The sequence below is a fragment of the Ulvibacterium marinum genome (assembly GCF_003626755.1).
In the GTDB taxonomy this organism is placed as follows: Bacteria; Bacteroidota; Bacteroidia; order Flavobacteriales; family Flavobacteriaceae; genus Ulvibacterium; species Ulvibacterium marinum.
This window is the reverse complement of record NZ_RBCJ01000004.1, coordinates 285,325-299,736: the sequence shown is the minus strand read 5'-3', so window position 1 is coordinate 299,736 and position 14,412 is coordinate 285,325. Positions and strand designations below refer to the sequence as shown.

Here is a 14,412-nt window from a genome sequence, read left to right as displayed (position 1 = left end):
TTCTTAGAAAATCAAAAAAAGAAGAGGCATAAACCTGATTTTTAAATTTAATTAGTACATTAGCCGAAGTTTTATAGCATAATGACAAAACAATATTTCTGGAACGGTTTTTACTTTTACTTCTTTTTTAAAGGAGGAAAGGGACTGTTGTAGTATATTGAAAACAAAAATATAATATGAAGTCCCGTGAAAAACGGGACTTTTTTATTTCCCATTTTTCATGAAAATAGAATGCCAGGAATGGGCCAAGGGAATCGTCAGATAGTGTAAAATGAGTTTGAAAATAGCCATACAGGGAATAAAGGGATCCAACCACCATCAGGTAGCAAGGGAATACTTTCAGGGTGGTGTGGATTTAGTGGAGTGTCTTTCCTTTCACGGATTGGTAGACCGCTTGTTGGATGGTTCTGCAGACAAAGGTGTTATGGCCATTGAGAATTCCATAGCAGGATCTATTATTCCCAATTATGCGCTGGTATATGACAACGGCTTGCATATTATAGGGGAACATTATTTGAACATTCACCACCATTTGATGGCTTTGGAAGGTCAGCAAATTAAAGATATAAAAGAAGTTCGTACCCATCCTATGGCCCTGTTACAATGTAGGGAGTTTTTGAAGACGCAACCCCATATTAAAATGGTGGAAGATGTGGATACTGCCGAAACGGCCAAGCAAATTCAGGAGCATAATTTAAAGGGTATCGCTGCCATTGCGCCTCAAGTAGCCGCCGAACTATATGGCTTAAAGATTATTGCCAAGGAGATACAGACCATAAAGAACAATGCTACAAGATTTATCATTGTAAAAACCAAGAACAAGGAACTCCCCAAGGACGAAATAAATAAGGCATCCCTAAGATTTGAAACCGACCATAAAAGAGGCAGTTTGGCAACGGTCCTCAATGTGATGAGCGATTGTAACCTTAATTTGACCAAAATTCAATCGTTGCCCATAATAGAGACCCCTTGGAAATATGCTTTTTTCGTGGACGTTACTTTTGAACAATATGATAATTTTGCCAAGGCCAAATCGCTTTTGGAGATTATGTCCGAAAATTTTAAGGTCATAGGGGAATATAAAAATGCCCGATTATGATACAAACAGCGGAAAGATTAAAAACGGTTGAGGAATATTATTTCTCCAAGAAGTTGCGAGAGGTACGTCAACTTGTAGCAGAGGGCAGACCTATTATCAACATGGGTATTGGGAGTCCCGATTTAGATCCCTCGCCAGAGGTGGTGAACACACTTCAGAATGTGTTGGGGGAGTTTGGTGCGCATCAATATCAAAGTTATCAGGGATTACCTGAATTAAGGAATGCCATGGCCGATTTTTATCAATCCAAATTTGGGGTTTCCCTGGACGGATTAAACGAGATTTTGCCATTGATGGGTTCCAAAGAAGGAATAATGCACATTAGCCTGGCTTTTTTGAACACTGGGGATAAAGTATTGATACCTGATCCCGGATATCCTACCTATACTTCCGTCACTAAACTGGTAGGTGCCGTTCCCGTGAAGTATGACCTGACAGAAGCCAACGAATGGTTGCCGGACTTGAAAGCTTTGGAAAGTCAGGATCTCTCCAAGGTAAAGCTAATGTGGATCAGCTATCCGAACATGCCTACAGGAGCTACCATAACACATGAAAAAATGCTGGAATTGGTGTCGTTTGCCAAGGAAAATCAGATTCTGTTGGTCAATGACAATCCATATAGTTTTGTGTTGAACGAACACCCCACAAGTATTTTACAGGTAGAAGGAGCCAAGGAGGTTGCCTTGGAACTTAATTCATTGAGCAAGACCTTTAACATGGCAGGTTGGCGTGTGGGTATGGTAATGGGCAGCGAAAGGCATATAAATGCCGTGTTGAAGATAAAAAGCAATATGGATTCGGGAATGTTCTATGGAATTCAACAAGGGGCGGTGACGGCATTGCAAAGCGGAGATGAATGGTTCAAAAAATTGGATGCCGTTTATGCATCCAGACGTCAATTGATGTTCGACTTAGTGGATAAGTTAAACTGTACCTATGATAAGAATGCTGCGGGTATGTTTGTATGGGCCAAATTGCCGGAAGGAAGCAAATCTTCCGAGGAATTTATTGATGAGGTGTTGTACGATAATGGTGTTTTTATAGCACCGGGCACCATTTTTGGGAGCAACGGTGAAGGTTATATCCGGTTTTCGCTTTGTGTAAAAGAAGATAAGATTAAGGAGGCAATAGATCGGTTTTAGAAATGGAAAAATGGAACTTTCCTGTATTGATTTGGAAAAGTCTAACAGCTAGAAAATGAACATATTCGTTATAGGTATAGGTTTAATTGGAGGCTCCTTTGCAAAGGATATAAAAAGATTACGTCCCGACTCGAAAATTTTCGGAGTGGATACCAATACGTCCCATCTAGACGAAGCTCTATCGTTGGGTATAATTGATGTAAAATCCGGTTATCAGGATTTAACGCAAGCGGATATGGTCATTGCGAGTATTCCAGTAGATGCCCTGGCAGAGAAATTACCGGAAATTTTGGATGCCATTAACGATGATTGTGTAGTCTTTGATGGTGGATCTACCAAAAGTTTGATTTGCAAAACTTTGGAGAACCATCCCAAACGTAGGAACTTTTTGGCCTGTCACCCCATTGCCGGAACGGAGTTTTCCGGCCCATCAGCAGCTATGGAAGGCTTATACAACGGTAAGACCAATATTATCTGTGAAGTGGAAAAAACTGCTTTTAAATTGCAGGAACGGGCTCTGGGACTATTTCAGGAAATGGGTATGCGAATACGATATATGAATCCGCTGGCACATGACCGCCATATTGCGTACGTATCACATTTATCGCATATCAGTTCATTCATGTTAGGTAAAACGGTAATTGAAAAGGAGAAGAACGAAAAGGATATTTTTGATATGGCCGGTAGTGGATTTGAAAGTACGGTGCGTCTGGCCAAAAGTTCCCCGGCCATGTGGACGCCTATTTTTGAACAGAACAAGGACAATGTAGTTGAAATATTGGAGGATTATATCCAAAACTTGGAAGCGTTCAAAGAGCTCCTTTTGGAGAATGATTACAAGGGCATTTATACTGAAATGGACAATACGAATAAAATAAAGGAAATACTAAAAGGAATACCACTTAACAAACAATAACATGGAGAATACAAAGGAATTGAGAAAATGGTTGAACGATATGGAACTTCCACATCCATTGGTGATTGCCGGACCCTGCAGTGCGGAAACTGAGAAGCAAGTATTAAGGATTGCCCATGATCTGAAGGATACGGATGTAAATTATTATCGTGCAGGTATATGGAAACCTCGTACGCGTCCTGGAAATTTTGAGGGTGTAGGTGCATTAGGCCTAAAATGGTTGCAAAAGGTAAAAGAGGAAACCGGGTTAAAAACGGCCACTGAAGTTGCCAACAGAAACCATGTGGAGCTGGCCCTGGAACATGATATTGATTTGTTGTGGATAGGTGCCCGTTCTACTGTGAGCCCATTTATTGTACAGGACATTGCCGATGCCCTGGAAGGTACCGATAAGATTGTTTTGATAAAGAATCCGGTAAACCCCGACCTTTCCTTATGGCTGGGTGCCGTGGAACGTTTGTATACGGCCAACATTAAAAAGCTGGGGGTAATCCACCGTGGTTTTTCGACCTATGAAAAATCCAAATATCGAAATATTCCGGAGTGGCAATTGGCCATTGAGTTGCAGACCAAATTTCCGGACTTGCCCATTATCAACGACCCATCCCACATTACCGGAAAGAGGGACATGATCTTTGATGTTTCCCAAACCGCACTGGATCTAAATTTTGATGGATTGATGATCGAGACGCACTATGACCCGGACAATGCATGGAGTGATGCAGCGCAACAAGTGACACCCAAAAGATTGGTACAAATTATGGAAGATCTAAAAATTAGAAAGGAGACCGATAAGGAGGCAGAGTACAATAGTCGGTTGAATAACCTAAGGGCCCAAATAGATATTATCGACAATCAGTTGATTGATATGCTTGGAAAACGCATGAAAGTTTCAGATGGCATTGGGGAACTTAAAAAGCAACGCAATGTAGCGGTGCTTCAAACCAATCGGTGGAACTCCATTTTAGGAAAAATGATTTTGGAAGGTGAATCCAAAGGATTGAGTGAGGAATTTGTACTAAAAATGTTCAAGGCCATCCATCAGGAATCCATAAACCATCAGGAAAAGATCATCAATGCCTAAAACAGTCAAAGGCGAGTGAAGCAATCTGTTCATTTGGTGTTTAAAACGAACAGATTGCTTTGCCCTTATACTTCATTGTATTTCCCCAAAAGTTTATTAATCCTTTTTAAAGACATACCGGGTAATAAAGATACCTTGGCCATCCTTATCCCCTGCATCGGATTCAACGGCACTCGATACAAATACCAATTCCCAACCATCAGCTGCCATTGCCGTTAATTTGGAGGAGGTGACCGCATCATTGGCCGCAATATTCTGAAAACGGATTCCAGCGATATTGTAAAAATTTAGAAGCTTCGTTTCCTCAAAGTTTTTTACCCGAATATTCCCTCGCTTGGACTTGTTCCTTGTGTTATCCTCCTCCGTCTGTTCTGAAGTGTATTCCGCAAAATCCTTTTCTTCTTGGGCGTCGATAATTCGAGACCGGCCTATTCCGCTTGGCACAATGGATTCTACACTGGTTATTATCTTATATTGTTGGGCGTGGATTTCAAAGGTAGCAAAGATGGCCAGACAGATAATACATAGATTTTTTTTCATTTTCAATATGATTTAATTGTTAGAATTGGCCCAAAGATACCGCGAATCTTAAAAAGAAAAATCGGTATTTTTGCCCGAACTATCCATGATGAATTTTTAGACGTAATGACGGGAGTTGTGTATAAATCTACAGGGAGCTGGTATACCGTCAAAACGGATAGCGGAGCGTTCTATGAATGTAGGATTAAAGGAAAATTTCGCATTAAAGGTATCAAAAGCACAAATCCGGTTGCGGTCGGGGACAAGGTGAAATTCGAGATAGAACTAATTGGGGACGAAACCATCGGAATTATTTCTGAAATCGAAGACCGGAAAAATTATATTATTCGAAAATCCGTAAACCTCTCCAAACAGACCCATATCATTGCCGCCAACTTAGATCACGTCTTTTTGATAATTACTTTGAACAACCCTGTAACCCACACCATTTTCATAGACCGTTTTTTGGCGACTGCCGAAGCTTATGACATTCCAACCGTTTTGTTGTTCAATAAGATGGACAGTTATGGCAGGGAAGAGTCGGCCGAGGTAAGATATTTGATCGACCTCTACCAAAATGTGGGATATACCTGTATCGGCATATCTGCAAAAACCGGAAGAAATGTCGATCAGGTCAGGGAATTGATGCTCGATAAAACCAGCATGTTCTCGGGTCATTCAGGAGTGGGCAAATCTACCTTGATCAATAAATTGGAACCTTCTTTGAGCATTAAGACTGCCGAAATATCCGAACAACACCTTCAAGGACAACACACTACTACATTCGCCGAGATGTTTGATCTGAGTTTCGATGCACGCATTATTGATACACCAGGAATAAAGGGTTTTGGTATGGTGGACATGGATAAGGACGAAATAGGGGACTACTTTCCGGAATTTTTTAGGATCAAGAACAATTGTAAATTTAATAATTGCCTGCATTTGGGCGAACCAAAATGTGCGGTTAAGGAGGCCTTGGAAAAGGATGAGGTATCTTGGAGCAGGTATCGAAGTTATGTGCAAATGGTTACTGGCCAAGATGATACGTACAGAATGGATAATTATGGAAAAATGGATTAGACCAAATATGCCTTTTTTAGAAGGAAGGTTTAGAATTGGAGTATGCGCGCAGTGATTCAAAGAGTATCTAAGGCCAGTGTAACCGTAGAAGGAAACGAGGTTTCAAAAATCGAGGCAGGTCTTCTTGTATTATTAGGAATAGAGGACGCCGATGGGAAGGAAGATATTGAATGGCTATCACGAAAGATTGTAAACCTCCGTATTTTTAACGACTTAGGAGGGGTAATGAATCGCTCATTACTAGATATCGATGGCACTGCTCTAGTGGTCAGTCAATTTACCTTACATGCATCTACCAAAAAAGGAAATAGACCATCTTACATAAAAGCCGCAAAACCTGATATTTCCATTCCCTTGTATGAAAAATTCGTGCAACAATTGGAAATGGATTTAAATAAAAAAGTGGGAACAGGAATTTTTGGTGCCGATATGAAAGTAGATTTATTGAATGATGGTCCCGTTACCATCGTTATAGATACAAAGAACAGGGAATAAAGGACATTTATCGATTTTGTAATGGATAAATGTAAGAAATTTTGGTACTTTGCGTTGTAAGTACTTAACCTCCGACCTAAACCAATGCGCCTACTCCTCCTTACATCCTTTTTTCTGGTATGTATCGTTTCTGGACAAAAATCCAACTATCAAGCCCTTTTATTGGATAAAACCCTTGTGGAAAATGCGAACGCCGTGGTTCGCCTAGATGAAATGCAAATACACGTGGAAGCCAGGAATAGAATGGTATATACCGTAAAACAAGTGGTAACGGTTTTGAACAAAATGGGCAACAGATATGCCAGCCCCCGTGTTTTCTATGACAGTGACAAAAAGATAAAGCATATAGAAGCCTATGTGTACGATAAAATGGGGAAAGAAATAGAACACCTAAAGAAAAGGGATTTTCGGGATGTTAGTGCTGCGGATGGTATTTCCCTTTATATAGATGATAGATTGCTTACGTATTCCTATACCCCAATACAATATCCTTACACTATGGAATTTTCCTATGAAGTGGAGACCAGTGATACTGGTGTTTTTCCCTCTTGGTATTTTTTATCGGGATATTTGGCGAGTGTGGAAAAGAGCCATTATGAGATTACCTACGCCTCAAGCGACTTGAAACCGGTCATCAAGGAATACAATTTGGATGATTTTCCTATTGAAAAAGAAGAAAGGAAAGGTCGTATCATTTATACCGCCCAACACCTTCCTGCCGTAAAAAGTGAGGTACATAGTCCGGATTATAGTAGCATGGGACCAAAACTTTTGGTACGATTGGAACATTTTCACTATAAAGGCTTTGATGGAGACGTGGATGACTGGAACCAATTGGGGTCATGGGTCAACAATTCACTTTTAAAAGGACGTACGGAACTTTCGGAAGCAACCCGAACCATGGCCAGAAATCTGGTGAACGGTATTGAGGATGATTTGGAAAAAGCGAAAGTGATTTATAAGTATGTACAGGACAACACAAGATATATCAGTGTTCAGATAGGTATTGGAGGCTTTAGGCCCATTAGTGCCATTGAGGTGGACCGTGTTAAATATGGGGATTGTAAAGGTCTCTCCAACTATACCAAAGCTCTTTTGGAGGCAGTGGGCGTGGATTCCTATTATACGGTAGTGGAAGCAGGCCCAAGAAAAGTGGATTTTGAGGAAGACTTTGCCGACCTGAGACAGGGCAACCATGTTATCTTGGCCATTCCATATGAGGACAAATACTATTGGATAGATTGCACTTCCCAAATTCATCCTTTTGGTTTTGTGGGCGACTTTACGGATGACCGTAAGGTTCTTGTGGTAAAGCCGGAAGGAGGCGAACTCGTATCCACAGTGGCCTATAATAACAAACAGAACCATCAATCGACCAAGGCAAAGTTTAATGTTTTGGAAGATGGCTCAATATCCGGTAAAGTGGTTATTGCTACTGAAGGCGTGCAGTATGACAATCGTTTTACCCTTGAGGAAAAATCAAAGGACAAGATTAGCAAGCATTATAAGGATTATTGGAGCGAGGTGAATAACCTTAATCTTCACAGCTACGAATTTGATAATGATCGTGAGGAAATTCGATTTACAGAGGTGGTAGAGGTCTCTGCAAAAAACTATGCTTCCATCAGTGGGGAGAGAATTCTGTTTGCTCCCAATGCCTTCAATAAGAATAGCTATGTGCCCCAACGTTATAGAAATCGGAAATTACCCTTGGAAATACAACGAGGTTTTTTGGATGAGGATGCATTTGAGATAGCTATGCCCAATGGATATGCAGTTGAAGCTCTTCCAGAGAATACAAAGCTTGAAACTCCATTCGGCACTTATACCATGGAACTTGATTACAATTCAGAAACCAATACCTTAAATTACAAACGCAGTTTTTTCCTCAAAAAAGGAACACATCCCAAGGAGGAATATGCCAACTACCGCAATTTTAGAAAGAAGATTGCTTCAGCTGACAATGCCCAAGTAGTAATTGTCAAAACCAACCTTTAAACCCCGAAACCTCAAAACTTCTAATCATGAAAAACCTCAAAATCAGTCTATGTCTTTTTGTCGCCCTAATTGCCAACGATGTCTTGGCTCAGAAAGTTAAATTTGGAAAAGTATCGGAAGCCGAACTTAGGGAAGAAGTGTATGAAAAAGATTCTTCTGCCGTTGCCGCGGTATTGTATCGATATAAAAATATTCGTTTTGAATACAAGCAATCCCTTGGTTTTAAATTGGTTACCTCTATCCATGAGCGAGTAAAAATTTATAAATCGGAAGGATTTGAATATGCCACGGTAATAGAAAAATTGTCCAAGGACAATGGGGACAAGGAGACCATCAGTGGATTGAAGGCATTTACCTATAGTTTGGAAAATGGGGAAATTAGAAAGCATAAATTGTCCAAAGAAGGAGAGTTTACAACCGAACTGAACGAGTATTACAACGAAGAAAAATTTACCATGCCCAACGTAAAAGTTGGTAGTGTAGTTGAATACGAATACCAAATCCACTCCCCCTTTTATTGGATTATTGATGAAATAGCCATGCAATATGACATCCCCATCAAATATCAGGAGATTTCCATTAGGGCCCCGGAATACTTTGTTTTTAAACCCACCATGAAAGGATATCTGCCTCTTAATCCTCAAACGGGTACCGAAGGTGGGACCATCACCTTTACCGATAAGCAGAGAAGAGGAAAATATAACACAACTACCACCTTCAGCAATTCCAACCTGAATTATATTATTAATGTTACCAACTATACAATGCAAGATGTGCCTGCCCTAAAAGAGGAACCTCATGTTAATAACATGAACAACTATAGAAGCGCTGTGTTGTATGAATTGCAGTATACCAAGTTTCCACAATCCCCTATAAAAAGTTATACCACTACCTGGGAGAAGGTAATCAAGACAATTTATGAAAGTCGTAATTTTGGGGGTCAACTTGCCCAAAAAAGATATTTCAAGGAAGATCTTCAGACCCTTATTGCGGATAGAACCGATGAGGTGGAAAAGGCAGCGATTATTTTTCAGTATGTTCAAAACCATATGAATTGGAATGGTATGGCGGGGTTTTATACCGATAAAGGTGTTAAAAAGGCCTATGAAGATCGCAGCGGTAACATAGCGGACATCAATCTGATGTTGACCGCCATGCTTAACGAAGCAGGTCTAGAGGCCAATCCCGTGCTCATAAGCACTAGGGACCATGGAGTGCCCATGTTTCCCACACGAAGAGGCTTTAATTATGTGGTAGCTTCCGTCTCCTTGAATGACAACATTGTGCTTTTGGATGCTTCCAACAAATATACCAAACCTAACGTATTACCTGTACATGCGCTGAACTGGTATGGAAAGTTGATAAAAAAAGATGGAAGCTTCAATAGCGTCTCAGTAATGCCCAAAATAGTTTCCAAGGAGAATTCCAATTGTACCGTTGCCCTAGACCAAAATGGCGGGATCAAAGGCAGGATGCGTAAGACATACACCGATTTTAAGGCATACGAGTTCAGGAACAAGTTCAATGGCGTACAAGAAGATTCTTATCTGGAAAAATTGGAATCCTCCAATGTAGGTATGGAAATCGGGGAATACGCGGTGAAAAATAACGAGACCATAGGCAAGGCCATTATGGAAAACATGAGTTTTACTATGGAAGGTCAGATAGCAAAAGTAGGGGATAAAATGTACTTTAACCCCTTGTTTACTAGTACTATGACCGAAAACCCCTTTAAATTGGACGAAAGAAATTACCCTATAGATTATGCGTATCCCTGGGAAGAAAAAATGGTGGTCAATATTTCCATACCGGAGGGATACGAAATCGAGACATTACCGGCAGATATAAAGTTAGGCTTACCCAATAAAACGGCAAGTTTTATTTATAAAGTGATAGCTCAAGGTAATAAGATCCAGGTTTTGGCAGATTTGAAGATGAATGCGGCCATTATTCCTGCCGTAGATTATCACAATTTAAAAGAATTCTACAAAAAGATAGTGGAAAAAGAAGCAGAAAAAGTAGTTTTATCCAAAACTACGGCAAATGGCTCTCAAGAAACTCCAGCAGGAAGTAGATAATTGGATAAAACAGCACGGCGTACGTTATTTTAACGAACTTACAAATATGGCCCAACTTACCGAAGAGGTAGGGGAGGTGGCCCGTATCATTGCCCGAAGGTATGGAGAGCAGAGCGAAAAGGAATCCGATAAGGAAAGAGATCTAGGAGAGGAATTGGCAGATGTCCTTTTTGTGGTCCTTTGTTTGGCAAATCAGACGAATGTAGATTTGCAGAAAGCTTTCGATGAAAAATTGGCATTGAAGACCCAACGGGATCATGACAGACACCAAAACAACAAAAAGCTCAAATAGTACTATCTTTGCACCTTAGCACTAGAACCGCATAAGATTGAAACTACACCTATCTCCTCCTGCAACCAAATTACTAAAATCCAATATTCGGATTACAGGCTCAAAAAGCGAGTCCAACCGTTTGTTATTGTTACAAGCGTTGTACCCTAATATCGGGATTGACAACCTATCCAATTCCGATGATGCCCAAGTCATGCAAAAAGGACTGAATACAAGTAAGGGTGTTGTGGATATCCATCATGCCGGTACGGCCATGCGATTTCTTACAGGCTACTTTGCCTCACAGGAAGGCAAGGAAGTTCTTCTTACAGGCTCACGACGTATGACCGAGCGTCCCATAAAAGTTCTAGTGGATGCGCTACACAAATTAGGGGCCGAGATTGCATATGAAAAGAACGATGGATATCCACCAATAAGAATTAAAGGGAAAAAACTGACCAGAAATAAAGTAAGCCTTCCTGCCAATATCAGTAGCCAATATATTTCTGCATTGTTGCTGGTTGCACCGGGTCTGGGAAATGGTCTGGAATTGGACTTGAAAGGGGAAATTACATCTGTTCCCTATATAAAGATGACTTTGGCCTTATTGGAGCAAATTGGAGTACGGACCACTTTTGAAGGAAATAAGATCAAGGTATATCCGGAAGAGTCCGTGAATTCAAAAACCCTGGTGGTGGAATCAGATTGGAGCTCTGCCTCTTATTTCTACAGTATAGTTGCCCTTAGTACTGTTGGTTCCGAAGTTATCTTATCATCTTATAAAAAAAATAGCCTGCAGGGTGATAGTGTGCTTGCGGGGATTTACAAAAATTGGGGGGTGGACACCGATTTCAGGGAAAATGAAATCAGCCTAAGAAAGGTGGCAGACTTAAAACCTGAAAATTTGAATCTGGAACTTTCAAATGCTCCGGACACCGCGCAGACTATTGCGGTTACGTGTTTTGGATTGGGAGTAGGATGTCATCTTACAGGCTTGCATACCCTAAAAATAAAGGAAACCGATAGATTGGTAGCTTTGGATACGGAGCTCTCCAAATTGGGTGCGGATATAATCGTATCGGATAAGGATTTGATATTGCGTCCGTCATACCAAATGAACAAGGATGTGGCTATAGACACTTATAATGATCATAGAATGGCCATGGCCTTTGCACCTTTGGCCATGAAAACTTCAATATATGTAAACGATGCCGAAGTGGTTTCTAAATCCTATCCTGATTTTTGGAAAGACCTGGAAATACTGGGTCTAACCATACGAAAATCATAATTCGTATTTAATCCTTGTTTTACTTGACAACCCCTATGGCCACATTGTATATTTGCAGCCGCAAAAATGACTAACTTAATTCACTTACATGAAATTATCGCACTTCAATTTTGAACTTCCTAAGGACCTATTGGCAGAATACCCAACTGAAAATAGAGATGAGTCCAAATTAATGGTAATCCATAGGGATTCTGGCAAAATAGAGCACAAGATGTTCAAGGATCTTATCGATTATTTTGACGAAGGCGATGTTATGGTCCTGAACAACACCAAGGTCTTTCCGGCAAGGTTATACGGAAATAAGGAAAAGACAGGAGCCCGTATCGAGGTATTTTTATTACGGGAATTAAACGAGGAACAAAGACTGTGGGATGTTTTGGTAGATCCAGCACGTAAAATCCGAATAGGCAATAAACTATATTTTGGGGATGACGAAAGCCTGGTAGCCGAAGTTATTGACAATACAACATCCAGGGGAAGGACCCTACGTTTTTTATATGACGGGGCTTATATCGATTTTCGAAGGAAACTTCGGGAATTGGGGGAAACGCCCTTGCCAAAATACATTAAGCGGGGTGTGGAACCGGAGGATGAGGAACGTTATCAGACCATTTATGCCAAACATGAAGGAGCTGTGGCAGCTCCGACGGCTGGACTTCACTTTTCCAAGCATTTATTAAAGCGTTTGGAAATCAAAGGGGTAAATTTTGCGGAATTGACCTTGCATGTTGGTTTGGGAACCTTTAATCCCGTTGAGGTAGAGGATCTTTCCAAACATAAAATGGATAGCGAAGAATTGATCATAGACGAAAAGGCAACAGAAGTGGTGAACCGGGCCAAGGAGAAAAGAAAAAAAGTATGCGCAGTGGGTACTACGGCAATGCGGGGATTGGAAAGTGCGGTTTCTTCCGAACAAACGCTAAATACGTTTGACGGGTGGACCAACAAATTCATTTTCCCACCTTATGATTTCAGTATCGCCAATTGTATGATTACCAATTTTCACTTACCCAAATCTACATTGCTGATGATGGTGTCTGCCTTTATTGGTCACGATCTCATGAAAAGGGCCTATAAAGAAGCTATTTTGGAGGGATATCGTTTCTATTCCTATGGAGATGCCATGTTGATTATATAGGAAGGTTCGAACAAATTATAGGAATCCTGCCTACCAAATCATCGGTTCGGCAGGATTTTTTATCTTTTCACGTATTGGAAACAAAAAAGAAAGACATACGAGCCCTTACCAAGGAACAATTACGCGGTTTTTTCACGGACCAAGGTGATAAAGCTTTCCGCGGCAATCAAGTCTATGAATGGCTTTGGCAGAAATCCGCACACTCCTTTGATGTGATGACAAATCTTTCCAAGGATACCCGAAAACTTTTAGAGGAGTTTTTTGTAATCAATCACATTCGCGTAGATCAAATGCAACGCAGCAAGGACGGTACCATAAAAAATGCTGTACGATTGCATGATGGGTTGGTGGTGGAATCTGTTTTAATTCCTACGGCAAATCGGACCACGGCATGCGTCTCCAGCCAGGTAGGTTGTAGTTTGGACTGCAAGTTCTGTGCTACGGCACGTTTAAAAAGGATGCGCAATCTGAATCCTGATGAAATCTACGACCAAATGGTGGCCATTGATAACGAGAGTAGGCTATATTTTGACCGACCGTTGAGCAACATTGTATTTATGGGAATGGGCGAACCTTTGATGAATTACAACAATGTGTTAAAGGCTATCGATAAGATAACCTCCCCCACTGGGCTCGGAATGTCCCCAAGACGCATTACAGTCTCTACATCGGGAGTTCCCAAAATGATAAAAAAAATGGCAGACGATGGGGTTAGATTCAATTTGGCAGTATCCCTTCATTCTGCCATTGATGAAATACGGACATCCATAATGCCCTTTAATGCCACATTTACTTTAACCGACCTACGGGAATCCTTGCAATATTGGTATGCCAGGACCAAAAGTAGAATCACCTACGAGTATGTGGTCTGGGAAGGTATCAATGATACACAAAAGGATGTGGATGCCTTGGTAGACTTCTGCAAATTTGCGCCCTCCAAGGTTAATCTTATCGAATATAATCCAATCGATGATGGTAAGTTTCGGCAAGCTTCAAATGCCGCACTGGAGAGATATGTGGACACTTTAGAGCAAAACGGAATTGTAGTTACCGTTAGACGTTCCAGGGGGAAGGATATTGATGCGGCATGTGGCCAATTGGCAAATAAACGCTGAAAGAATAAGCAATTGCAGTTGGCGATTTTCAGTACAATGTAGAGAACCCTCGTTTTCACTCAAGGCGTTAAATGGTCTAACTTGAAGGTTTACAAAAATAATCCTATGCCCACCGAATACTGCAACTGCCCACAGAACTCCTCTTCTTTTCCTTATTTTATTTTTATCTTTCCAAATCCAACGCGATAG

Annotated in this window: 13 protein-coding genes; 12 read left to right on the top strand and 1 reads right to left on the bottom strand. The window is 40.8% G+C overall.

Annotation, left to right across the window (positions count from 1 at the left end; genetic code table 11):
• The first annotated feature begins 271 nt into the window (after window positions 1-271).
• The 4 genes from D7Z94_RS20460 to D7Z94_RS20445 are packed head-to-tail and all read left to right on the top strand — an operon-like array spanning window position 272 to window position 4,241.
• Window positions 272-1,099, top strand: a complete 828-nt coding sequence (locus D7Z94_RS20460; RefSeq protein WP_120713488.1) for a prephenate dehydratase — start codon at window positions 272-274, stop codon at window positions 1,097-1,099.
• Complete coding sequence (locus tag D7Z94_RS20455) at window positions 1,096-2,241, top strand: pyridoxal phosphate-dependent aminotransferase (RefSeq protein WP_120713487.1); 1,146 nt, start codon at window positions 1,096-1,098, stop codon at window positions 2,239-2,241. Before D7Z94_RS20460 ends, D7Z94_RS20455 begins: the two co-directional genes overlap by 4 nt.
• Before the next feature lie 55 nt (window positions 2,242-2,296).
• Window positions 2,297-3,157 carry a prephenate dehydrogenase gene (locus D7Z94_RS20450; RefSeq protein ID WP_120713486.1) on the top strand — a complete coding sequence of 287 codons (861 nt, stop codon included), beginning with the start codon at window positions 2,297-2,299 and terminating at the stop codon, window positions 3,155-3,157.
• A gap of 1 nt (window position 3,158) precedes the next feature.
• Complete coding sequence (locus tag D7Z94_RS20445; protein WP_120713485.1) at window positions 3,159-4,241, top strand: bifunctional 3-deoxy-7-phosphoheptulonate synthase/chorismate mutase type II; 1,083 nt, start codon at window positions 3,159-3,161, stop codon at window positions 4,239-4,241.
• A gap of 96 nt (window positions 4,242-4,337) precedes the next feature.
• Here the strand turns inward: D7Z94_RS20445 and D7Z94_RS20440 are convergent, their stop codons facing one another.
• Window positions 4,338-4,781: a hypothetical protein gene (locus tag D7Z94_RS20440; protein WP_120713484.1), complete on the bottom strand. Its 444-nt coding sequence runs from the start codon at window positions 4,779-4,781 to the stop codon at window positions 4,338-4,340.
• Between the two features lie 105 nt (window positions 4,782-4,886).
• On the opposite strand from D7Z94_RS20440, the gene rsgA reads away from it, so the two are divergent.
• The 8 genes from rsgA to rlmN all read left to right on the top strand — a co-directional run bounded on the left by rsgA (window position 4,887) and on the right by rlmN (window position 14,223).
• Window positions 4,887-5,840 (top strand): ribosome small subunit-dependent GTPase A, encoded by a 954-nt coding sequence (gene rsgA / locus D7Z94_RS20435; protein WP_120713483.1) that lies wholly within the window; start codon window positions 4,887-4,889, stop codon window positions 5,838-5,840.
• 42 nt (window positions 5,841-5,882) lie between these two features.
• Window positions 5,883-6,335 (top strand): D-aminoacyl-tRNA deacylase, encoded by a 453-nt coding sequence (gene dtd / locus D7Z94_RS20430; protein ID WP_120713482.1) that lies wholly within the window; start codon window positions 5,883-5,885, stop codon window positions 6,333-6,335.
• An 84-nt stretch (window positions 6,336-6,419) separates the two neighbouring features.
• Complete coding sequence (locus D7Z94_RS20425; RefSeq protein ID WP_120713481.1) at window positions 6,420-8,333, top strand: DUF3857 domain-containing transglutaminase family protein; 1,914 nt, start codon at window positions 6,420-6,422, stop codon at window positions 8,331-8,333.
• Between the two features lie 26 nt (window positions 8,334-8,359).
• Entirely contained in the window at window positions 8,360-10,411 is a 2,052-nt protein-coding gene (locus D7Z94_RS20420) for a transglutaminase domain-containing protein (protein WP_120713480.1), read from the top strand.
• The gene (locus D7Z94_RS20415) at window positions 10,377-10,703 is read left to right on the top strand and encodes a nucleotide pyrophosphohydrolase (protein ID WP_120713479.1); all 327 of its coding nucleotides are present in this window, start codon (window positions 10,377-10,379) and stop codon (window positions 10,701-10,703) included. Before D7Z94_RS20420 ends, D7Z94_RS20415 begins: the two co-directional genes overlap by 35 nt.
• A gap of 37 nt (window positions 10,704-10,740) precedes the next feature.
• A complete protein-coding gene (locus D7Z94_RS20410) occupies window positions 10,741-11,970 on the top strand; it encodes a 3-phosphoshikimate 1-carboxyvinyltransferase (protein ID WP_211341821.1) in 1,230 nt (409 codons plus the stop codon).
• Window positions 11,971-12,058: 88 nt separating this feature from the next.
• Entirely contained in the window at window positions 12,059-13,108 is a 1,050-nt protein-coding gene (queA, locus tag D7Z94_RS20405) for a tRNA preQ1(34) S-adenosylmethionine ribosyltransferase-isomerase QueA (RefSeq protein ID WP_120713477.1), read from the top strand.
• Window positions 13,109-13,182: 74 nt separating this feature from the next.
• On the top strand, window positions 13,183-14,223 hold the full coding sequence (gene rlmN, locus D7Z94_RS20400) for a 23S rRNA (adenine(2503)-C(2))-methyltransferase RlmN (protein WP_120713476.1): 1,041 nt from the start codon (window positions 13,183-13,185) through the stop codon (window positions 14,221-14,223).
• Window positions 14,224-14,412: the final 189 nt, after the last annotated feature.